General features: G+C 66.3%; 17 protein-coding genes. 7 read left to right on the top strand and 10 right to left on the bottom strand.

Features of this window, described 5'->3' with window-relative positions:
• Nucleotides 1-47: 47 nt before the first annotated feature.
• The 3 genes from GTZ93_RS34125 to GTZ93_RS34115 all read right to left on the bottom strand — a co-directional run bounded on the left by GTZ93_RS34125 (nt 48) and on the right by GTZ93_RS34115 (nt 2,597).
• Nucleotides 48-452: a DoxX family protein gene (locus tag GTZ93_RS34125; protein ID WP_139919633.1), complete on the bottom strand. Its 405-nt coding sequence runs from the start codon at nt 450-452 to the stop codon at nt 48-50.
• 100 nt (nt 453-552) lie between these two features.
• Nucleotides 553-1,389: a hypothetical protein gene (locus GTZ93_RS34120; RefSeq protein ID WP_139919632.1), complete on the bottom strand. Its 837-nt coding sequence runs from the start codon at nt 1,387-1,389 to the stop codon at nt 553-555.
• A gap of 152 nt (nt 1,390-1,541) precedes the next feature.
• Nucleotides 1,542-2,597, bottom strand: coding sequence for a Gfo/Idh/MocA family protein (locus tag GTZ93_RS34115; RefSeq protein WP_315967382.1), 1,056 nt, complete (start codon nt 2,595-2,597; stop codon nt 1,542-1,544).
• 55 nt (nt 2,598-2,652) lie between these two features.
• Between GTZ93_RS34115 and rnhA the strand changes: the two genes are divergently transcribed.
• Complete coding sequence (gene rnhA, locus GTZ93_RS34110; RefSeq protein WP_126933786.1) at nt 2,653-3,120, top strand: ribonuclease HI; 468 nt, start codon at nt 2,653-2,655, stop codon at nt 3,118-3,120.
• 4 nt (nt 3,121-3,124) lie between these two features.
• Here rnhA and GTZ93_RS34105 read toward each other — a convergent pair whose 3' ends face one another.
• The 3 genes from GTZ93_RS34105 to GTZ93_RS34095 form a co-directional block, all read right to left on the bottom strand.
• Nucleotides 3,125-4,009 carry an ADP-ribosylglycohydrolase family protein gene (locus tag GTZ93_RS34105; RefSeq protein WP_219629044.1) on the bottom strand — a complete coding sequence of 295 codons (885 nt, stop codon included), beginning with the start codon at nt 4,007-4,009 and terminating at the stop codon, nt 3,125-3,127.
• Nucleotides 4,010-4,025: 16 nt separating this feature from the next.
• Nucleotides 4,026-4,709 (bottom strand): DUF72 domain-containing protein, encoded by a 684-nt coding sequence (locus GTZ93_RS34100; protein ID WP_219629043.1) that lies wholly within the window; start codon nt 4,707-4,709, stop codon nt 4,026-4,028.
• Nucleotides 4,710-4,822: 113 nt separating this feature from the next.
• Entirely contained in the window at nt 4,823-5,722 is a 900-nt protein-coding gene (locus GTZ93_RS34095) for an aspartyl/asparaginyl beta-hydroxylase domain-containing protein (protein ID WP_139915930.1), read from the bottom strand.
• 207 nt (nt 5,723-5,929) lie between these two features.
• On the opposite strand from GTZ93_RS34095, the gene GTZ93_RS34090 reads away from it, so the two are divergent.
• The gene (locus tag GTZ93_RS34090) at nt 5,930-7,210 is read left to right on the top strand and encodes a collagen-like protein (protein WP_139915929.1); all 1,281 of its coding nucleotides are present in this window, start codon (nt 5,930-5,932) and stop codon (nt 7,208-7,210) included.
• A 98-nt stretch (nt 7,211-7,308) separates the two neighbouring features.
• Here the strand turns inward: GTZ93_RS34090 and GTZ93_RS34085 are convergent, their stop codons facing one another.
• The 3 genes from GTZ93_RS34085 to GTZ93_RS34075 all read right to left on the bottom strand — a co-directional run bounded on the left by GTZ93_RS34085 (nt 7,309) and on the right by GTZ93_RS34075 (nt 9,223).
• A complete protein-coding gene (locus GTZ93_RS34085; RefSeq protein WP_139915928.1) occupies nt 7,309-7,881 on the bottom strand; it encodes a redoxin domain-containing protein in 573 nt (190 codons plus the stop codon).
• Nucleotides 7,881-8,468 carry a protoglobin domain-containing protein gene (locus GTZ93_RS34080; protein ID WP_139915927.1) on the bottom strand — a complete coding sequence of 196 codons (588 nt, stop codon included), beginning with the start codon at nt 8,466-8,468 and terminating at the stop codon, nt 7,881-7,883. The genes GTZ93_RS34085 and GTZ93_RS34080 overlap by 1 nt, the downstream gene beginning before the upstream one ends.
• Nucleotides 8,469-8,563: 95 nt before the next feature.
• The gene (locus tag GTZ93_RS34075; RefSeq protein WP_139915926.1) at nt 8,564-9,223 is read right to left on the bottom strand and encodes a MarR family winged helix-turn-helix transcriptional regulator; all 660 of its coding nucleotides are present in this window, start codon (nt 9,221-9,223) and stop codon (nt 8,564-8,566) included.
• Nucleotides 9,224-9,299: 76 nt separating this feature from the next.
• Between GTZ93_RS34075 and GTZ93_RS34070 the strand changes: the two genes are divergently transcribed.
• Nucleotides 9,300-10,784 (top strand): glycosyltransferase family protein, encoded by a 1,485-nt coding sequence (locus GTZ93_RS34070; RefSeq protein ID WP_161663223.1) that lies wholly within the window; start codon nt 9,300-9,302, stop codon nt 10,782-10,784.
• 127 nt (nt 10,785-10,911) lie between these two features.
• Complete coding sequence (locus tag GTZ93_RS34065) at nt 10,912-11,313, top strand: hypothetical protein (protein ID WP_139915924.1); 402 nt, start codon at nt 10,912-10,914, stop codon at nt 11,311-11,313.
• 299 nt (nt 11,314-11,612) lie between these two features.
• On the opposite strand, the gene GTZ93_RS34060 is transcribed toward GTZ93_RS34065, so the two are convergent.
• Nucleotides 11,613-13,532: an FG-GAP-like repeat-containing protein gene (locus tag GTZ93_RS34060; protein ID WP_139915923.1), complete on the bottom strand. Its 1,920-nt coding sequence runs from the start codon at nt 13,530-13,532 to the stop codon at nt 11,613-11,615.
• Between the two features lie 552 nt (nt 13,533-14,084).
• On the opposite strand from GTZ93_RS34060, the gene GTZ93_RS34055 reads away from it, so the two are divergent.
• The 3 genes from GTZ93_RS34055 to GTZ93_RS34045 all read left to right on the top strand — a co-directional run bounded on the left by GTZ93_RS34055 (nt 14,085) and on the right by GTZ93_RS34045 (nt 21,332).
• The gene (locus GTZ93_RS34055) at nt 14,085-17,576 is read left to right on the top strand and encodes an Ig-like domain-containing protein (protein ID WP_139915922.1); all 3,492 of its coding nucleotides are present in this window, start codon (nt 14,085-14,087) and stop codon (nt 17,574-17,576) included.
• A gap of 696 nt (nt 17,577-18,272) precedes the next feature.
• Nucleotides 18,273-19,484, top strand: coding sequence for a hypothetical protein (locus GTZ93_RS34050; RefSeq protein ID WP_139915921.1), 1,212 nt, complete (start codon nt 18,273-18,275; stop codon nt 19,482-19,484).
• Nucleotides 19,485-20,246: 762 nt separating this feature from the next.
• Nucleotides 20,247-21,332, top strand: coding sequence for an ABC-three component system protein (locus GTZ93_RS34045; RefSeq protein WP_139915920.1), 1,086 nt, complete (start codon nt 20,247-20,249; stop codon nt 21,330-21,332).
• The last annotated feature ends 473 nt before the right edge of the window (nt 21,333-21,805 follow it).

The following is a 21,805-nucleotide window of genomic DNA, read 5'->3' as shown; positions in this document are numbered from 1 at the left end:
CTCGACGCAGGCCTTGGAGGGCAGGCGGCCGGCCATCCCGAGGGCGGCTACGTCCGGGACTTGCCCCGGCGGGCGGCGTCGACGCTCCAGATGCCGGAGCCGTGCGCGGCGATGTAGAAGAAGACGAAGCAGTAGAGCGCCGCGAGCTCGCCCTTGTTCAGCATGGGGTTGAGATTGCCCCCGTTGGGGATGACGTGCCCCATGAAGAAGGCGAACGCCATGGTGCCGCTGGAGATGAACGCCGCGGGCCCGGCGAACAGCCCGAGCGCCACGAGCAGGCCGCCCAGGAACTCGATGCCCCCCGCGCCGTAGACGATGAAGGGCGGCGCTCCGGCGGGCATCCCGCCGAACATGCCGAAGACCTTCTGCATGCCGTGCAGCATGAACATCAGCCCCGCGGCGATGCGGAGCAGTGCGTAGATGCGTTCAGCGTGGGGCCGCAGGAATCCCATGGTGTTCTCCGAGCGTGTGCCGGGGGATGGAAGGTCCCGGCACGCGCCCGTGAACCATAATGGCGGGCCCGTGTCCACGCCGCTCACGGGCCCGGGAACCTCACTTGCTGCTCTGGACCACGGTCTCGTCGACGATGGTGAGCGCGTCCACCGCGCCCGTCATCCCGATGTGCGTGAAGGCGCTGTAGGGATAGGCGCCGTCATCGAGCTGCTCCACGAACTCGATTTCATCGCCCATCACCTGCTTGCCGTCCTCCAGGGTCACCGTGAACGGGCCTTCCTGGAAGCGCACGCGCCAGATGCAGGCACCCACGCGGCCCACGCCCGTGGTCACGCCGAACCCCTCCACGCCGAAGTACAAGTCCGGGTGGCGCATGTGGTCCATGTACGCCCAGAGCTCCAAGCTGCTCCACCGCCACCAGTTGTGCGGAAGCATCATGGCCGTCGACTCGCCCTGGTAGCGCACGTTGATGGTGTAGGCGGAGCCGCCGGGGCTCCCCGTGAACGTGGGCAGCAGCCGCATCCCGGCTTCGGGGTTGCTCGGATCCGGGGCCAGCGACAGCGTGCTGATGACCTGGTCCTCGTTCCGGCCGAAGTACTGCACGCCTTCGCTGCTGGCGCCGAAATCCACGATGGACCGCTGCCGCCAGCTCTCGGCGCGGCCCATGAGCCCCACGACGCCGTCCTGGCCCAGCTTGTTCAAGCCGGTGACCACCAGGCCCTTGTCGGTGGACTCCACCTTCGCGTTGCCCGTGGCGCAGTGGGTGATGCCCTCGAAGCGCTTCACACAGTCCTGCGAGGCCTCCATGACCTCCTGCGACGTGGAGGCGGCCTTGGCCTCCTCCTGTGTGGGCTCTCCCTGGCAGCCCGCGAACACTCCCATCAACGTGGCCGTCAGAAGCCGGCCCATGAACATGCCTGCGCGCGTCATTGACATCCATTCCTCCTCGGGGTGGACAGCGGAGGCCAGATGTCTGCAATGGACAGACCACGGCGGCCAACCGAGACAGTCACTCGGATGGCAATGATTGTCGTGCGGCGGCTGTGACTGTTCAGGTCGCAGGAAAGCTGGTTTTGTGGCTTTTGCTGCTATTTCCGACGCGTCCCGTCACGATTGACGCCGAGCTGGTTTCGCGCCGCGTCGATGGTTTCGAGCAACGCGATGCTGCGCTCGAGCGGATGCAGCGGTGACTCGGTGCGGCCTTCGGCGATGTGCAGCGCGACCGCGGACGCCTGCCAGGCGAGACCCTCGCTGCCGTGGATGCCAGATGGGTCGGTCCAGCGCAGCCGCTGGTCCGACCTGGCGGCCTTCAGCGTGAAGCCGCCGGGGGTGAAGAAGCGCGAGTCGATCTGGAGGCGCGCGTGCGTCCCCGCGATGACGGCCTCCTGGGGTGTCTCCGCGAAGAGGGTGGTGTGCAGCAGCGCCTGCGCGCCCGTGGGGTAGGTGAGGACGAGGGCCGCCTGTCCATCCACGCCTGTCTGGGTGAGGGTGCCCGTGGCGTGCACGTGCGGCGGTGGGCCGAGCACGAGGTGCGCGAGCCAGATGGGATAGATGCCAATGTCCAGCAGCGCGCCACCGCCGAGCGCGGGGTTGAAGACGCGGCCTTCGGGGTCGAAGTCGAAGCAGCCCCCGAAGTCAGCCATGACGAGCCGGATGTCGCCGAGCACGCCGTCCTGCAGCAGCCGTTCGATGAGCAGGGTTTGCGGGAGGAAGCGCGACCACAGGGCCTCCATGGCGAAGACACCGGCGGCGCGAGCGGCCCGGGCGATGTCGCGGGCCTCGGAGGCGTCGAGCGCGAGTGGCTTCTCCACGAGGACGTGCTTGCCGGCGGCGATGGCGAGCAATGCCTGTCGTTTGTGTTCGCTGTGGGGAGACGCGACGTAGACGATGTCGACGTCGGGGTCGGCGACGAGCTGCTCGTAGGACTCGTGGACGCGAGGGACGCCGTACTGCGCGGCGAAGCGCCCGGCGCGCTCGGGGTCCCGCGAGGCCACCGCGTGGACGCGCTGGCCGGTGTGCCGGTGCAGGGCCCAGACGAAGCCCCCGGCGATCCGGCCCGGCGCGAGCACGCCCCAGCGCAGCACGCGCCCTCCGCGCAAGGGGATGGGTTCGACGTGGGGGAGGGTGGAGGGGAAGGCGCTCACGAACCCAACTCTAGCCGCGGGACGCCGGAGGCGGATGGAGTAGGGTGCGCGTCCGATGTCGCTCCCGCTCGTGCATATCTACTGCGATGGCGCCTGTTCGCCGAACCCCGGCCTGGGCGGCTGGGGTGCCATCCTCATCGCGACCGAACGCCAGGGCTACCGCAAGGAGCTCCAGGGCTCGGAGGCGGACTCCACCAACAACCGGATGGAGTTGACCGCGGCGCTCGTCGCGCTGAAGGCCCTGAAGATGCCGTGCCGCGTCCAGGTGTTCACGGACTCGAAGTACGTGTGCAACGCCTTCGCGGAGAAGTGGCTGGACACGTGGCAGGGCAATGGCTGGCGCACGTCGGGCAAGAAGGCCGTGTCCAACGCGGACCTGTGGCGCGAGCTGCTGGAAGCCGTCCGCGTTCATCAGGTGACGTGGCACTGGGTGCGGGGCCACTCGGATGACGTGGAGAACAACCGCGCGGATGCGCTGGCCGTGGCGGCCCGGCTGGAGCTGGCGGCGCGGCTCGGACGGTAGGGGTCTACACGCGTCGGCGCAGGGGCTCCCGCGCGGAGAGCCACTTCGCGGGAATGGATGACGACCGCCCCGCGCTCAGGGCGACGATTCCCCCCACCATGGCGCAGGTGGTGTCCCGGTCGCCGAAGCCGGCCACGGTGCACCAGAGGGCCTCCTCGAACGAGTCGAGGTGCCTTGCCGCGCACCACACGGCGAAGGGCACGGTGTCCTCGGCGAGCACCTTCTGTCCGCTCCCCAGCGTGCGCGCCGCCGAGGAGGGGCTGGTGTCCCGCGGCCACGCTCGCGCCTTCTCCAGTCCCTGGCGCGTGGCTCCGGCGGGCGTGCAGTCCAGCACCGTGTCGAAGAGCTCCATCGCGGAGCCGCGCGTCTGGGGCCACTGGCAGGCCCACGCGGCGGCGACCGCGATGGCGATGGCACCCGCCTGTCCCTCCGGATGCATGTGCGTCACCTCCGCGGACGCGCGCGCTTCCGCTACCACCCGGCTCATGTCTCCCGCGAAGTACGCCCCCAGGGGCGCCACGCGCATGGCCGCGCCGTTGCCCATGGAGCCCTGGCCCTCGAAGACCTCCGAGGACACCTCACGCCAGGGCAGCCCGAGCCCCAGCTTCCACAGGATGTCGTGCGCGGTCCCTCCATAGCCGCGGTTCTTGTCGCGGCGGTAGCGCTTCGCGAAGAGGAGTGCGAGCGCGTCCGGGTCGATGTGGCCGTGGTCCTCCAGCACCTGGACAACGGAAAGCGTCATCTCCGTGTCGTCGGTGTAGCCCCAGGGTGCTCGCGGAAGGAGCCGCTGCTCCACCCAGGGTTGCACGAGTTCGTGCGGGCCGAAGAACCGCTCGCCAAAGGCATCTCCCACGGACACGCCGTCCAGCGAAACGAGTGCACGAGCCATCCGTGCGGTGGTCTGTTCATTCCGGGCGTCGCTCATCGCAGTGCAGCAATGATAGTGCATTCGGCAGGGCCGCGCCTTCCGCCGTGTTGTCGAAGATGCACCACACCCGGCGACCGGCCTGCTCGTGGCCGGCAATCTCCACGGCCAGTGCCTCCAGGTATGCCTGGGAATATTCGGAGTAATACATCTTCGGCGAGCCGTGCAGCCGGTAGTAGACGACCTCCGCGTCGGGGGGCTGGGGCGCGCTCGCCGCGGGCGGATCCGCTCTCACGTAACGGATGCGTGCGTCGTCCAGCACCTGCCGGGCCTCGTCCGTGAACCAGGTCCGGTGCCGGGGCTCGCACACGACGTCCACCGCGGTCCGCTCCCGCAGGGACTGGAAGAACGCGCGGGCCGTTTCATGCTCGTGCTGGAGGCTGGGAGGCAGCTGCACCAACAGGCATCCCAGTTTGGCTTCCAGGTGGCCCGCCTCGCCCAGGAATCGCTCAAGAGGCTCGCGTGCGTCGCGCAAGCGCAGTTCATGGGTGATGACCTTGGGGACCTTCACCGCGAAGCGGAACGTCGCTGGAACGCTGTCACGCCAGCGGGCGTAGGTGCCGGGCCGGTGCGGCCGGTAGAAGGAGGAGTTGATCTCCACCGCTGGCAGGACGCGCGCGTAGCGCTCCAGGTGGGTTCCCGTCGTGGGGAAGTGTTCACCCACCGCGCTCGACAGGCTCCAGCCGGCACAGCCGACCCGGCAGCGCTCGTGAGAGGGGTTCGAAGGTCCGTGTCGCACCCGAAGAAGCTAGGCACGGACCGGCACGATGCTCACCCTCACCCGCGCCAGAAGCGGCGCACCTGGGCGTCCGTGCGTTCCTGTTCAGCGAAGCGGACCAGGAGCGGCTCGGACAGGGTCTCCGGCACGCGCAGCTGGGCGAGCATGGCGCGGACCTCGAACTTGCGCGTGAGGCCGAGCAGGGCCTCTCGCTCGGGCTGGGTGAGGCCGGGGTGCCAGCAGTCCGCGATGAGCACCACGCGGCGCTCGGTGCCCCGGTTCCAGGTCTCGTGCTCGAAGGAGTCGTGGAAGGTGAGCACGCGGCCCGGCTGCCAGTGCCGCGATTCCGAGCCCACGCGGATGCCGCAGCCCTCCGGCACCTTGAGCCCCAGGTGCAGACGCATCCGGAAGCCGTCCCACGAGCAGTGCGGCGTCAGCGTGGTGCCGGGCGCGTGCGAGGAGAACAGCACGTCCGCCAGCGGGAAGTCGGTGCACTCGCCGTCCAGCGACCGCACCGCAGCGGCCGTCTCCTCCATGGCGAGCTGAGGCCAGAAGAGACGGTCGGTGCGCTCGCCGCCGAAGTAGATGGGGTGCACGGACCAGTGACCCGTGCCGACGATGCCGGAGTCGTAGTGCAGCAGGTCCGCGTTCTCCAGCCGCTCCATGTCTCGCGTCACCGCGGCCAGGCATCCCTCCAGCGCCTTCGCGGCCGGGGGCGGCGGGTCGCGCCACGGGTGCTCATCCAGGCCGGGGAACGGCGGGAAGATGGTGGGGGACTGTTCAGGCCTCGCGGGAGGCGCGGGCACCTGACCCATGAGCATGCGCAGGTAGTGCTTCAGCCGCTCCAGCTCCGGCCCCGCGCCCAGGACCGCGTCGACGTAGCCGCCCTGCCGGGCCAGGTCGACGATGCGCTGGCGCACCTGCGCGGTGATTTCCTGCGGCGACGTCTGCGCGACCATGGTGCGTTGCCTCCGACTGGGGAGACGCAAGCCATAGCCCGGCGGCGAATGCAGCGTCCAGCGCGGCGGCTCCTGCGACAATGTCTCGCTGGAGTGCATGGACATCACCGGACCCACGCTCGTGGACTGAGTGACGGCGGACCCATTCCAACGCCCCCGCGCGAGCGGACAGACTGTGCTCCTTCAAGTCCGAAGGGGGAGCTGTCCTTGAGTCTTTCGTCTGTCCGCCGTGCGCTGTTGCCGTGGGTGTTGTTCGTGTCCGCCTGCAAGGGTGAGGGCACCGTGGGGGCTCAAGGGCCTCAAGGGCTCCAGGGGGAAACGGGGCCCGCGGGAGCGCAGGGGCCGCGCGGTGACGTCGGGCCCGCGGGGGCGCAAGGTCTTCAGGGTGAAACGGGGCCCACGGGAGCGCAGGGGCCTCGCGGTGACGTCGGTCCTGCGGGAGCGCCGGGCGGCTCCGGGACGGACAGGCTGCTGGCCGCGCGCGTGCGGATCATCCCGCTGGAAGCCACCGCGCTGGAGTCCGGCGCCGCGCTCCGGGCCGCCGTGGAGGCGGTGCCTTCCGACGGTTCGCAGACGTGGGTGCTGAAGCTCGGCGCTGGCACCTACGACCTGGGGACGACGGGCCTGGTGCTGAAGCGGGGCGTGTTCCTGGAGGGCAGCGGCGTGGGCGTGTCTCGCATCACGTCCTCCACTGCCGGGGATGGCTCGGTGGTGGGCGCTTCCGGCGCGGGGCTGCGCCTGCTCTCCGTGAGCAACACGGGCGGTGGGACGCGCTCGGTGGCGATCTTCAACAGGGATGACGGCTTCGCGGTGAGCGAAGTCCGGGCGGAGGCGCTCGCGGGCCAATCCCTTACCTTTGGCGTGTACTACCAGTCCGCCAATGGCATCACGTTGTCGCGCGTCGAATCCCAGGCGTCGTCGGACCGGGGCCGGGTGATGGGGTTCGCGTTCGACCAGGTGGGCATCACGCTGGAGGACTCCAAGGCCGTCGTCCAGGGCACCGCGAGCGCGGTGGAGTCTGTGATTGGCGTGGGCGTGGCCGGAAACGTCGGCATCCTGCGCCGCGTGTTCATCAATGCCAGCGCGACGAACGGCGCCCGGAGCTTCGGCGTGGAGGCGGCGGCCCAAAACGTGAGCGTCATGGACTCGGAGGTCTTCAGCGGAGGCGCCACTCTGTCCGCGGCCCTGCACGCGGAGACGCCCGGAGTGTCCGTGCGCTCCAGCCGCCTGAAGGGGGACGGCACGGGGGCCTTCGGCGTCTACGCGGACTTCCCGGCACCGACGCCCGGGGTCCGCATGGGCATCGACCAGTCCTCCATCGAAGGCTACGAAACGGCCGTGTACCTCAAGGCGGGGAGCACGGCGCGGCTGGGCCACGCGAAGCTCTACGGCGGGGTCTTCGTGGAGCAGGGCGCGAGCGCCTTGTGCCTGTTCACCTTCCAGACCGTGCAGCAGGACACCCTGCCCGTGGGCTCCAGCTGCCAGTGACGAATCCCCGGAGGGGCGTATGCCGGCCCGCGAGGATGAAGAGACCGCCGTCCTCGCCGCGGAGTCCTGCTCGCGGCGAGGAGGCCGGCTGGCGATGGTCAGGCTGGCGTGGCCGCCGAAGGCACGGCGCAGCCGCTGTCGTCACAGACGGCGGAGGACTCCCGGGTCGCAGGCCGATGCACGCCGGACACGGGAGCCGCCTGGGCCTCGAGCAGCAGGGTTTGCAGTTCGGCGCCCAGGAGCAGGTCGTCGTGCACCCCGAAGACCTGCCGGCGAAGCCGTCCCTGCGCGTCGATGAGGACCGTCGTCGGCGTTCCCTGCATGGCGTACGCCCTCATGGTGCGCGGGATGGGGTCGCCGCCTTCGCCCGGTGCATCCACGCCCACGGGGAACTTCACCCGGTACTCGTGAAGGAACGCCCGCAGGGACTCGAGCTTCATGGCTTCGTGGTGCTCGAAGACCGTGTGCAGCCCGACCACGACGAGCGGCGCGCCCGCGAAGAGTTCAGCGACGCGCTGTGCCTGCGGAATGCCCCGGGCGACGCAGCCCGGGCAGAGCATCTGGAAGGCGTGGAGGAGGATGACCTTGCCGCGGAGTCGCTCCAGGGTGAGCGGCTCTGGCGTATTGAGCCAGTCGGTGGTCCGCCAGGCCGGTGCGGGGCGCGGAGTCATCAGAAGTCCCCATCCTTGACGTAGGGATGGGCCCAGAGCGTCACCTGCAACAGGCAGGACTTCACCCACGCGGCATGCATCTTCTCGACGTCCTCCGCGGAGTGGCCCTGCTCGGCCAGGAAGGGGCGCAGGGTGAAGGTCACCGGGAAGATGAGCGCGAACAGGTTGCGGAAGGGCACGAGGTCCGTGGAAGGGGCTCCGTCGGTCTTGTTCTTCCGGGCCCGGTGATGGCGCAGGCCAATCTCATGCTGGTAGTCGAGCCAGGCCTGGTCGTACCCGGCGCTCGAGGTGTCGAGGATCCACTGGGCGAAGCGCTTGCGGACGGAGGTGAGGTAGTCACCCAGGGGCTTGCCGTCTGTCTTTCCGCTGAACGAGGCGAGCAGGTGCGGCTGACTCCCGACAAACCCATACCAGACGTCGAGGATGGCCTCGGTCCGCCCCTTCACGATGTCATGCGACGTGCGGAGGGCCTTCACGTCCTCTTCGCCGAACAGGACGCTGGCCTTCATCTGTTCGAAGTCGTTGAGGGATACTGGCGAGCGCGAAACGGACGCGGTGCCGTGGATATAGCCGGGGATGTTGCTCATGGTGCCTTCTCCTTCAGGGAGCAGAGCTCCGCCGTTGCCGTCGGCCGGAGTGGCCGCGGAAAGCCGTGTTCATTCGTGACTGAGACGCAGGGACGTCAGCCGCGACGCATGAACTGCTCCCAGACCTCGCGTCGCGCGGACTCCGCCGCGAGCTCGTGTTCCGAGCAGTCGAGGCGCAGTTGCTCACTCGAGAGGGGCGCGTCCACGAAGGCGCAGTGATGCGGAGACGCACCTGGGCGCACGTTCGGACGGAAGTGCGTGCAGGTCACGCACATGCCGGTGACCGGGACGAGCGCTTGCTCCTGAAGCATCCGGATCATCTTGACGATGCCGGCGAAGAACGCGCGCTGTTCCTCCGGGGAGAGGTCCGCGACCGCATCCGCCATGAACTCCGGCCACGAACGCGCGCGGGCCCCGAGTGATGCGCCCGTGGCCGTGGGAGTCAGGAGGCTGGCGCGCGGGTGCCTGGGGTCCGCGGAGCGGGTGACAAGCGCCTTCTCGACGAGGACGCGGACGGAGTCGCTGATGGTGGGAAGCGTCACGCCGAGGCGCTCGCTCAACTCCTTGCCGGTGAGCGGACCGTTCGCGACCAGCGTGGCGAGGATCTGGCCCTGCGTGGCGGACAGGCCGGCTCCATTCGCCTGCTGCCACGACTGCTGCTTCATCGCGAGCCCGATCTTGTGGAGCCCTGTCGCGATGCGCGCGGAGATGGGTTCGCTGTTCTCGTCGAAGTATCCCGGCCGCTTCCCAGTCATGCATTCGATCTAGGTTAGGACTCCTAAGTTGTCAAGGCGACCGGGCCGAGGGTTCGTGTGGCAGAGTCCCCCCGCTTTGCATCCCTTCGCGTTCACCCGCCGGTTCCGGGCCTGGCACCTCGTGCTCGGAGCCTTGTTCGTCTACACCGTGGTCTGCGTCTGGAGCGCCTTCCGGGGCGGGGTGTTCGCGTTCCACGACCTCGGGCTCCTGAACGACCTGTTCTCGAACGCGGTGCACCGGGGCCGGCCCTTCTGGGTGACGGACGGGGACTTCAACCACCTCACGGTGCACTTCACCCCGACGCTGCTGTTGCTCACGCCGCTGTTCCTGCTCAGTGATTCGCAGTTCCTGTTCATCCTGTTGGGGCTGGTGGCGCTGTACGCGGCGGTCGCGCTCCAGGTCTGGTTCTTCGAGCGCATGGTCGAGGAAAAGGAGCTGCTTCCCGCCGCCTGGAGGCCGTGGGCCTCCGTCGCCTTCACGCTGTACCTGGCGCTCAATCCGTTCGTGAAGACGGTCGCGCTCTCCGCGCACTTCGAGGTGTTCTTCCAGCTGGGCTCCACGGCGGTGCTCGTGATGCTCCTGCGGGGGACTCGGATGCGGTGGGTCGTGCCCGTGGCGCTGCTCGCGTTGGGCGTGCGGCCGGATGGAGGCCTGTTCCTCGCGTTCCAGTCGGCGGCATTGCTGCTGCTGCCGGCGGTGGCGCGTCCTCCGCGAGCGCTGCTCACGCGCAGGGCGCTCGGGGTGTCCGCGTTGGCGTTTGGCTACCTCGCGCTCTGTGTCGCGGTGGTGCTGCCGGCGCTCGGGACGCCTTCGGGCACGCGGTTCTGGTCTCACTACGGCAGCACGTGGGGGCAGGTCGCCTTCACCGCGCTGGGCGATCCCGGCCGGGTGGTGCACGACGTGACCACCAGCGGGCTGGTGGTCTTCCAGCGCAGCTTCTGGTGGCTCCAGCTGCTCTCGCCCGCGGCTACGCTGGTCAGCACGATTCCGGGCACCTTCTTCTTCATGGCGGACGCGCCGGACAAGCGCCTCCTCTGGTTCTACAACTCCGCCTTCCTGCTGCCCGGGCTGGGCGTGTGCGCGGCGGCTGGCTTCGGGCGGCTCGCGGAGGTGTGGAAGGGCGTGCTCGCGCGCGGGCGGGTCCCTGCATGGACCGCGACGGTGCCGGCGCTGCTGCTCGCCGTGCTCGCGATTCTCCAGGTCGCGCGCTTCGACCGGACCATCGGATCTCCGCCGTTGCGCCCCATGCCTGCGGTGGATGGCGACTTCCGCGAGGCGTTCGCGCGTCAGGTCCAGACGTGTGCCTCATGGCGCGCGGTGGCCACGGACTTCCGCTCCATCGTCTTCGTGCCCAACGGCTACGACCGCTTCCTCCTGCACCACTATGAGCGGGCGCAGGTCGTGCTCGTGCCTCCGCGCGTGGACACGCTCCTCCTGGGCGCGGAATCACGGGAGGCGTTGCTCGACACGCTCCAAGGGGATTCCCGGTTCGAGGAGGTTGCGGACCCGGGCCCGGTCCGTGTCTTCGTCCGGAAGGATGCTCGCGGCTGCGGTTCGTAATGCGGTTCGTGGAAAGGTGATGAAGGGGGCCATGACGCTCTGGACCGCGCTCGCCTTCCGTTCCTCCCGCCTCCGAAGCAGGGGCGGTGGACGGAGGGGGCACATCCGAGGTCCAATCACGGCCGTCATGACCCCAGACGAAGTGCAGAGAACCTTGGCGGACTCGGAGCTGGTGCCGTGCGCGGAGTTGTCACTCGCGGACGCCCGGAGAATGGTGGAGGGCTTCCTGGACGCGGACGTCCCCGCCCTCGTCCACCGTGAGGCGTGCGGCAAGGTCGGCTGCTCTCCGAAGTTCCAGGTGCTGGTGCGGCCCGAGGATGGGCCCCGGGTGGCCGCCCTGCTCCAGCAGGGATGGCTGGAGACGGTGCGCCGCGAGGGGCTGATGCCAGAGGGTGTGGCTCCCCGCCTGATGCCCTCCGCTCCGGCAGAAGCCACCGAGGAAGAGGGAGAGCCTCCCTGCCCGGCCTGCGGAACAGCCGCCGCCCTGGTGGCGGGCGCCTGCAGCGACTGCGGCCTCCAACTCGAGTAGGCGTCAGACGGGCTCAGCCGTGTGCCGGGGGCGGGATTCGAACCCGCTGACACGGCGATAGGAAACCCCAGGCAGGACCCACTGGGGGCACATGCGGCCCCACAGAGCCAATCCGCTCATGGATGCGAGCGGCGAGCGAGTTGGGGCGCGGCCCGCTGGCCCCACGTTGAGCCGAGCACGCCGCGGGGTCCTGCACCCGCTCGGTGCGCCGCGCGCGAAGCACGCGGCGCACTGATTCTCCTACCGATATCGCGCTGAAATCAGGCACACCGCCCCATCGCGGTATCGCGGACAGCGACTCAGAGCCCGTTGGGGACCACGGTCACGGTGCCGGAGCCCCTGTTTGTAAGGATGAGATCGGCGTACCCGTCCGCGTCCATGTCCGCGGTGGCGATGGCGTTGAGGCCAGGCGAGGCGCCGGTCGTGACGACGGTGCCCGAGGTGAAGCCTCCGTTGCCGTTGCCGGTCATCGGGCGGACGCCGCCCGAGGCCGTTGTAACGAGGATGTATGCGTCGAGCTTGCCATCGCCGTTGAAGTCATCGGCCACGACTCCCAGCGCCGAGTTGGTGGCCGTAGTGGCCGCGGCGGTGGACGGAAGGCCGCTCGCGAAGGTGCCGTTGCCGTTCCCTTGGAAGAAGAAGAGGTACCGGCCGGCCGCGCCGTTGGAGAGGATGTCGAGCTTGCCGTCGCCGTTGGCGTCGCCGAAGGCGATGCCCGCCGTCTGGCCGCTAACTGCGTTGCTGTAGGAGACGGGTGCGGCGAACGAGCCGTCACCCTGGTTGATGAGGACCGACAGGCGTGCGCTGGCGGGGCTGGTCACCACGAGATCGGAGAAGCCATCGCCGTTCAGGTCACGGCAGGCGATCGTCGACTGCGCGCCGCCGGTGTTGGGGATGCCGATGAACGTGGGCGCGCCGAAGCTGCCCGCGCCGGTGCCGAAGAGCACACTCACCTGGCTCAGGGTCACGCTTGTCGTCGCGATGTCAGCCACCCCGTCGTGATTGAAGTCCCCGGTGCAGAGGTGGACGGAGCCCGGGGTGCCGGTGGTGAAGCTCGTTGGCGCGCCGAAGGTCCCGGGCGCGCTCGGGCCCAGGTTCTTGTAGACGCTGATGCTTCCGTTGATGAGGAGCAGGTTGGTCTGGCCGTTGACGGTGACGGCGTCGAGCCACCCGTCGCCGTCCACGTCCACGGCCACGACCGCGTTGCTGGAGAGCGAGGCGCCCCCGTAGTTGACCTCCGACTGGACGCTGGCGTCGCCGTTCCCCAGGAAAACGGAGAGCGAGCCAGAGGGGAACAGGATCGCCCCGGATTCGGCGTTGGCCACCAGGATGTCGGGCTTGCCGTCGCCATTCACATCGGCGACCGCCGGGGCCAGCGGGTTGTGGTTCGCGGGGGAGCTGACCGGCGTGCCGGGGACCTGGCCGGTGGGGGCGTTCTGGCAGGCGCCGTTCGTGCAGACCTGGCCCGTTGAGCACACGATGCCGCAGGCGCCGCAGTTGCCGGCGTTGCTCTGGAGGTTCACCTCGCAGCCGTCGGACGAGTTCCCGTTGCAGTCCCCGAGGGTGCCGGAGCAAGCCTGGCAGTTGGTTCCCTCATAGGTGGGCGCGCACTCGCAGGTGTAGCTACCCACGCCGTCGATGCAGGTGCCACCGTTCAGGCAGGGGCCCGTGGCGCACTCGTCGATGTTGGCGCAGGTCACGCCGTCGCCCTCGTACCCCGCGTTGCAGGCGCAGGTGAAGGAGCCCACGGTGTTGGTGCAGGTGGCGTTTTCGTCGCAGTTGTCGGTACCGGCGGCGCACTCGTTGACGTCGGCGCAGGTGCCGCTCTTGCACGTGAGGCCGTCGCAACAGGGGACCGTGGCGTCGCACGGCGCGCTCACGGACAGGCAGCCCTGGCCGTTGCACGTCGGATCGTAGAGCGGCGAGGTCGGGTCGGGGCTGGTGACGTAGTCGCCGCTGTGAGCGCTGTGCGCGTTGATACACGCCTGCTCGCTAACACGGACGATCGTGTAGGGACGACTCGTCGAGCCGGTCTTGTGGCAGAGCTGGACCTTCCCGTTGACCTCGAAGTAGTCGCACTGCTCGGCGGTGAGGGTGGAGTCGGCCGAACCGACGTTCGCGTCATTGTCTCCGACGGAGATCGGGCTGCAACCGCCGATGAGGCCGAGCAGACCGACCCCCGTGAACATGATGAGGAGCGAAACTGATTTGTGTTTCATTGAGATCCCCCCTGAAAGGACGCACCACGGCCTCGCGACGGCTTGCGCGGAGCTCGCGGGCACTCAAGCTGGACTGTGGTTGAATGCGGGTCTTTCTTGTTTGCCCGCAGTGGAAATGTATAATACCCGGTGGCGACCTATCAATGAAAAATTGCTGAATCCATGGCGGGTCCGCGCGAGGCCGCGAGGGTCTCTCTTCGAAGAGCGTCTCGTATGCGACGCTGAATTGCCCCCCCAGGCGCGAAAGGGGCACCCCGAAATCCGTCAGGTTTACCTGCCCGTTGGGGGACAAACTGGCCGCGGTCATCGGGCATGCAATTGCATTCATGGCGCTCAGCCTGGATTGCCTTGAATGTTGGTTGTGTTTGATAACGTTTGCCTCATCGATACGCGACACGTGCCGTGACTCCATGAATCCGCGCTTCCTGCTCGAACAGGGGGGTGGGGCTGACCTCATGAGCCAAGGCGCATGGGCCCCACCCGGCGCGTCGCATCCGGAGCGCGATCCATTTCTCGTTCGTCGCTCAATTTAGAGTATGCGGATTTTTTTCAGTGTTGGTGGCAGCCAGCCTCACGCTGCTGGCTTGTGACGCGAAGACCTCTTCCGGCACGGCGGAGGTCGACTCCCCGGTGCGCGCGAGCCCGGGCGGCAAGGTGTTCGTCGCCGGGACCCGGTTGCTGAAGACCGAGAAGGCCTTCCCCGGGCGATACATCGTCGTCCTCGAGGACAAGGCCTCGCCGGCCGCGCTCCAGGCGCCGACGCAGCGCGTGGCGTCCGTGGCCTCCGAAGTGGCATCGCTCCACGGGGCGAAGGTCGGGCACGTGTACTCGCACGCCCTCCCGGGTTTCGTCGCGACGATGAACGAGGCCGACGCACGGCGGCTCAGCCTGGACCCGCGCGTGCGCTACGTCGAAGAGGACGGGATGATCAAGGCCGCCAGCACGCAGCCGTCTCCTCCGTGGAACCTGGATCGGATCGATCAGCACGACCTGCCGCTGGACCAGGGCTATTCCTACAGCCGGACGGGCAGCGGGGTGCATGTCTACGTGCTCGACACGGGCATCTGGACGCCCCATACCGAGTTCGAGGGGCGCGCCCGCTTCGAATACGACGTCGCCAGCTACAGCTGGAACCAGGGCAATCCGGACTGCAATGGCCACGGCACCCACGTGGCGGGAATCATCGGCGGCAAGACCTACGGCGTCGCCAAGGGGGTGAAGCTCCACGCGGTGCGCGTGCTCGGCTGTAATGACGATGACCATGATGACCTGGTCTTCACGCTCGCCGACGAGCCGGACACCACGCCGCCCTCCGCGCAGCTCACCTCTCCGGCCGGGGGCACTGTCCTGACAGGGATGGCCACGGCCACGGCCAGCGCGAGTGATGACTACGACGTGGCGCGCGTGGATTTCTACGAGGGGACGACCCTGCTGGGCACCGATGACACGCCGCCGTACAGCGTGAGCTGGAACAGCTGGAACACGCCCAATGGCAGCCGCTCGTTGACGGCGGTGGCCAGGGACGCCGCGGGGAACGCGGGCCCCTCGAGCCCCGTGGTGGTGACGGTGAACAACGACCACGCTTCAATCCTCACGACGATCACCAGCCCCTCGGATGGGGCGACCCTGGTGGGAACGGTGACGATCTCCGCCACGGTCGGCAACCCGAGCAAGGTGGCGCGGGTCGAGCTCTACGCGGGCACGCGCCTGCTCGGCACCGATTCCACGTCTCCCTACGCCTTCAGTTGGAACACCCTCGCCGAGCCCACCGGCCCGTACACCCTGACCACTCGCGCGTACGATGCGTCAGGCAACGTGGAGGTGTCCGCGCCGGTGAACGTGACCGTCGTGCGTGACAACACTCCGCCAACGGTGTCGATCACCTCGCCCTCGGCGGGGGCCACGGTCCGCTCGACCGTGCAGGTCCAGGCCACCGCCACCGATGACACGCAGATCGCCCGGGTCGAACTCTACGTGGACGGTACGTTGATGGGAACGGACTCCTCCTCGCCCTACGCGATCTCCTGGAATCCGAGCTCGATGGCCAATGGCAGCCACACGCTGACGGTCAAGGCCTATGACGCGTATGGCAACGTGGGAACCTCGCCCGCGGTGGGGGTGACGGTGGCCCGCGACGACACCGCGCCCACGGTCTCGGTGAGCTCACCGGCGGAGGGCGCCACCATCAGCTCCTATGCATTCTTCGCGGCGAACGCCGCCGATGATGATGTCATCTCCAGGGTGGATTACTTCCTCGATGGACAGTTGCTGGGGTCGGGTGGCAACAGCTCACCCTACAGCCGTACCTGGGACAGCCGGAGTGTCGCCAACGGAGCCCACACGCTGAGCGCCAAGGCCTACGACGGCGCCGGCAACGTGGGCGTATCGGCCACGCGCTCCTTCCTCGTGGACAATGACCTCATGCCTCCGACGGTGGCCCTCACCTCGCCCTCGCAGGGGACGAGCCTGGCGGGACGGGTCTCCATCCAGGTGAGTGCGAGCGACGACCGTGGCGTGCGCGGGGTCGAGCTCTACGTCGATGGCAGCTTTGCCGTGTCCAGCTATTCGCCGCCCTTCGCCATGACCTGGGACAGCCACTCGGTGCGCAATGGCAGCCATACCCTCACCGTGAAGGCCTATGACGCGGCGAACAACCTCACCACGAGCGCCCCGGTCACGGTGAGCGTGGCCCAGCCGGGTACCGCCGTGTACGACGCAACACGCAAGGTCCCCGCGTGCGCCCAGGTCTCCAGTGTCTGTGATTCCGAGTCGCTCCTGCAGGGCCGCGGTGGTGTCTCCCAGTTCCCAGAGCTCCACCCGCCCAACACGCTGGATGGCTGTGCCGATGGAGCGGGGGGCTCATACCCGTCCGGGCGGGTCGGCTGGATCGCGGTCTCCAGCGTGAATGGGGCTTCCCTGGCGGAAGGCAAGCGCGTCCGGCTCGAGGTCGGGGCCATGGTCGACAACAGCTACTCCGATGCGCTCGCCCTCTACTACGCGAGCGATGCCGCCGCCCCCGTGTGGACGTACCTGACCACGCTCCGGGCGAGCGCGAGTGGCTCGCAGGTCCTCTCGACGGAGTACGTGTTGCCCACGGGAAGCGTGCAGGCGGTTCGCGCGAGCTACCTGTCTGGCGGCAGCACCGCCTCGGCCTGCAGCACCGGCTCCTATGATGATCATGACGACCTGATGTTCGCGGTCGGCCCGCCGGAGTCGGACGTGACGCCCCCGACGGCGGTGCTCACCGCTCCGGCCACCAATGCCGAGCTGCTCGGCACGGTGGCGGTGACGGCCACGGCGCAGGACGACACCGGCGTGACGAAGGTCGAGTTCTACGACGGCGCGACGCTGCTGGGGACGGACACCACGGCGCCCTACGGCGTGAGTTGGAATACCGCGAGCGTGGCGGCGGGCTCTCATACGCTCACGGCGAAGGCCTACGACGGCGCTGGCTTCACGGGGACCTCCGTGGCGGTCCTGGTGATCGTCGACAACACCCTTCCCACGGTGTCATTCACCGCTCCGGCGGCCACCTACGTTCGGGGGAGCGTGCAGCTGACGGCCAGCGCCAGCGACAACCGGGCCGTCACGAGGGTCGAGTTCCATGACGGCTCGGTGCTGATCGGCACCGCGACCACCGCGCCGTACTCCATGAATTGGGACACGGTAGGGCTGGCCAATGGCAGTCATACGCTCTACGCCAGGGCCTATGATGCCGTCGGGAACGTCAAGGTTGATTCGCGCAACGTCACCGTGGACAACGCCGCTCCGGCCGTGGCCATCACCTCTCCGGCGAATGGGGCGACGCTGTTGTCTCTGTTCCTGAGCACCACCATCCAGGCCAGCGCGAGCGACAACGCCGGTGTGACCCAGGTGGTGTTCTACGATGGCGGCACCGTGCTCGGCACGGACACCAGCGCGCCCTACAGCGTGAGCTGGAACCTCCTGAGCGCGGCCAAGGGCAAACACACGCTGACGGCCAGGGCCACCGACGTGACGGGCAATGTCACCACGTCCGCGGCGATCTCCGTGACGGTACAATAGCGGGGAGCAAGGCCGCTTCAGGATTGCTGGGCTTCTCGGGATGGAGGCGGCGGGAATCGAAGCCTCGTAGGCGGATTTGGTCCCTGCTCGGTCCACCGGCCGCCTACCAAGTTTCTCTCTGAGGAAGTAGGCGGCTTTCTGTCCGGGCGAGTCCAGGCCCATCCATTGGATTTGGTTCTTTTTTGGTCCCTTCGGGCCCATCAACCCCCAGGCGGTGAGCGTCAAGGTAGTTGTCGCGTGAAAGGGCTCAGTCTGGTTGTCAGGGGCCGGGGACATGGACCGCATCCGGGTCGGCCAAACGGATCGCGCCTCCTGATCGTTCAGGACTGGCCGCTTGCGGCCGGTTGCCCTTCGCCCGCACGCGAAGGGAGGGCCAAGGGCGCAGAACCGTTCAGGTTTCGGCGTAGCCGACCCTTGAGGCTACCGAGCACGCGGGCTGGTCGGGCTAATCGAGACAGCGATCCGAGGAGGTGACCCACGCACGATCCGATAGGGCGCCCATGACACCCCGCCGTGGCATGGCGTGCCTACCACGCGGCATAGCGCCGGGAGGAAGATGCCTGGGACGCGGCAATGGGAAGGGCGGACGAGGCGATTGGGCCCCATCTGTGCCACGAACGTATACATATAGCGAACTGGGCAAGGATGACACGGAGGCATAAGCATGTATGATCGGCATCTAAGATCGGGGGAGTCATGAGTCTAGACTCATACATCGCACAGCGGTTCGGTTCGAGAAATTTGCAGTTTTATCACGCAGAGAACTTGGAGAACTTTCGGACCTATTGCGCTGCAGGCAAGTTGCTTTGTCGCGGCGAGCTGATGAACCGAAACCCGAACGGATTCACGGTGTTCTATTCGGACGATCGCGACCGAAGCCTTGGCGTTCTGGGACGAGCGTTCGGAAACCTGCATGATTTTGGCAGCTTGTTCCAGAGAGCACGAAAAACCATCCCAAACGTCTATGGACCAATCCAGCTGATTTTCGCGCCTGCGGTATTCTCCTCAATGCGCGACATATGCGTCACACCTAAAAGCATCGTCAATCTAAATCAAGACTGGAAGCAGCAAGCGTTCCTGTCGGAGGAAAAGATCGAGGAGTTGCTGCGGGTGGATGGATCGCACAACCAAATCAACCCAGCTTTTTCGTTCTGCGAGTTATCTTGCGGCAATAACTCGATATCGCTTGAGTTCTTGAAGTGTGTGCGCGTTGAGCCCCTCCGAGTTTCTGGCTGGAGCCTTCAGGAGATAGTTGAGAACGAACTGCGAACCTATGGCATTCACGTTCCAGTGGAGACGCGGTCGTATACAAGGGTGGAAAATCGCATAGCACTCCAGCAGTTGGTTGAATTCTGCGAAGGGCTCAGTATCCCCCACTCCCGCGAAGCCCTGCCATTGCCAGTAAACAGCCTTCCTGCCACCTTTCAGGCGTTAGAGCTACCCAAAAAGAAGCGTTTAGTCCTCTGGTGTCGCTACTTCACGCATGGAACAATAAAGCCACTTCGGCATGATGCTAAGTGGGAGCCGAATGAAGGCGAGGATTACACAGTATGCGAATTGTGCGCGCCTGGAGATGAGCGTCCACCGTCGAAGGTAAGTTACTCGTTCATTCGCGGCGGGCAGTGGGGCGAGCTTGCTCTGGGAGAAGGGCATTGCGATTGGTGTGGCGGCGTCAGTGTTCGTTGCGAGAGTTGTGGCATTGTTCACCCAGTGTCTGACGCTCAGTATGATGTGCCCATTGAGTGTGATGGGGGATGTGACCTTCGATTCACTGTTCGGCAGGAGGAGGATGGCCTGGTTCACGTCGAATTGATGCTTAGCATTGAAGACGAGAAGATGTTGTACGGATACGAGGATGAAGATGAGTCGCCGTACTGGTGTGAGGACGAGGACGAGAGTCCCTATTGAGACAATCTGTAGATTGACTTGAGCGCCACGCTGCGCGCTTGAGCATGGATAGGCGAGATAGAGGCCATGTTGAGGGGGGGGGCGTCCGACGGGCGATGTCCGAGCGGGGCATTGCGGTCCTGAGCAGGTCATCCCTCGTCGGGTGCTGAAAAGAGTCGAGAAGCCAGAGTGGCTGCGGGTCGCCAAGAAGTTCGAAGCCAGTGGGTGGCCGCAGCGTGAGTTCGCCGAGCGCCGAGGCTGCGCCTGAGCACGCTGTAGTCGTGGTCTGCCGGCACAGGCGCCATGGGAACGCGGTGGCCGAGCCGGCCATGCTCCTGCTGACGGCGCAGGTGAGCAGCGTGCCCGCAGTGAGCGCGAGCGACCGCGTGGAGGCCGCGCTCGCAGGGGGCGTGTAGGTGCGCTTCTGCGCGGGCACAGACGTCGACTACGTGGCCTTGTTTGTGGCTGCGCTGGGGCGCACGGCGTGCTGACTCTGTCCGCCTCGGTGAGAATCCTGCTGGCTACCGGCCCGGTGGACATGCGCAAGTGCCGGGTTGCTCAATACCCACCCTCGTAAAGCTTAGCCCCTACAACATCCTCAATCGAGCCTGCCACGGAATGGACGTTCAGTATGCGCTGCCTTGACTTGAGGGCGAAGTGGCGTTCCACTTAAATCAAATGCGCAAGAGCCCATTCTCCGCAGCCCCAACAATGGCCGGGTTCATTTGGCAACTGCGCTCGTTGCTCCTGTATTTACTGAGGCAGGAAGAACTCGATTTTGCCGTGAGCCTGGAGACGCATGACGACATTGTTGTCAGCTCGGGCAGCGACCACATCATAGCCGCGATACAGACTAAGCACTCATGGAGTGGCGACCTTCTGACGGGGCACTCCGTTGAGCTATGGAAAACCCTGCGCGTCTGGATTTACCTTCTTGCAAAGCAGCATCTCTCCCACGATTCGATGCTTATTCTCAGCACGACCGCCCGTGTCGGGCCTGATTTGAGGGAACTTGTTGATGCCCCGAGGGGCAAGACCGATGTCGAGAATATCCGACGACGACTGGATGAGACCTCAAGAATATCAAGCAACAAGGAAGTCGCTGACGCCATGTCAGACTGGAGGCGTCTGGGGAAAGCACAGCGCGAGTTCCTAGCTCAGAGAATCACAATACAAGAGGCACAACCTCGTTTGGCAGAAGTCGATGAACTCATCGACAAGAGACTGCTCCGGAGTGCTGTCCGCCCTCAAGCGGTGCGATTGTTTCGCGAGAGTCTAATTGGCTGGTTCGACGGGCTTGTTGCGGCGCGCCTATCGAGTGGAGGCTGCAAGATTACAGTCGCTGAAGTTGTGGGGAAGTTGGCGGAATTGTTTTCGCTCCAAGCGCCTGCGGCGCTAATTAGCACTCAAGGAGAGGCCGAACACCCTCCTCTGGATGAGGAGCGTCGTTCTGATCCTCCCTATCTGAGGCAGCTGAACCTTCTCGATGCGCCGGATGAGCACTTGGTGAATGCGGTAGCCATGTTCTATCGGGCCCGGGCAGAGCGCGAGAGTTGGCGGCAGACGCGCCCGAACGCAGCTCTCGAACTCCAAAGCTACGATGGTGACTTGAAGGCCAAGTGGAGGACGATTCGACTTGGCGCCTTGAGGACCAAGCTATCAGATGCGAGCAATCTGATTGAATGCGGCTGGAGAATACATGAGGAATGCATGAACTACCATGGAAACATCAGCGGAATGCTTGTTCCTGTCCATGTCGCCAATGGGACTCATTATATGCTCACTAATGAACCTGGCTCTTCACCATATATTGGATGGCATCCCGACTACCTAAATCTATTGTCACCCAGCAAGAAGGAAGGTGAGTGACATGGCGGAGTCGGTTGATGAATTCGCGCATACCAATCCAGCCTTTTGCTTGTCTTGCGTGAGGTGGACCTGTCAGGGATATCAGCAACAGAGGCGTGAAAGAAAAGACGCGCTGCAAGGATTCTTGTGGCCTTGGGGGATACTCTGCTTGGCGCTATTGGCGCCCGAATCAGTGCGCTCAGAATTGCCGCGAAACGCCAATGGAAAGCTATCTCTTCTGTTTCATGAACACCCTCGGTGGAGATTGGGACTGCCAGAAACGCTGAGATTCTGGTCCGCTCCATTCTGGCTGGCTGTGCGCCTAGGAATCGGAACTGGCACGTTATCTATGCAGGGCAGCCGACTCTACGCCGAGGGCAATGTCGACAACCCCGTACGCCTCTCGGACCTAGATTTAAAGAAGCGTGCAATTGTCTTTGGGAAGGTTTTAGCTAAAGAGGCGGATGACAATGCAATATCTCTAATTCTCGGAC

Origin of the sequence: Corallococcus exiguus (genome assembly GCF_009909105.1) — a bacterium.
GTDB lineage: Bacteria > Myxococcota > Myxococcia > Myxococcales > Myxococcaceae > Corallococcus > Corallococcus exiguus.
This window is presented reverse-complemented; position numbering and strand designations above follow the sequence as displayed.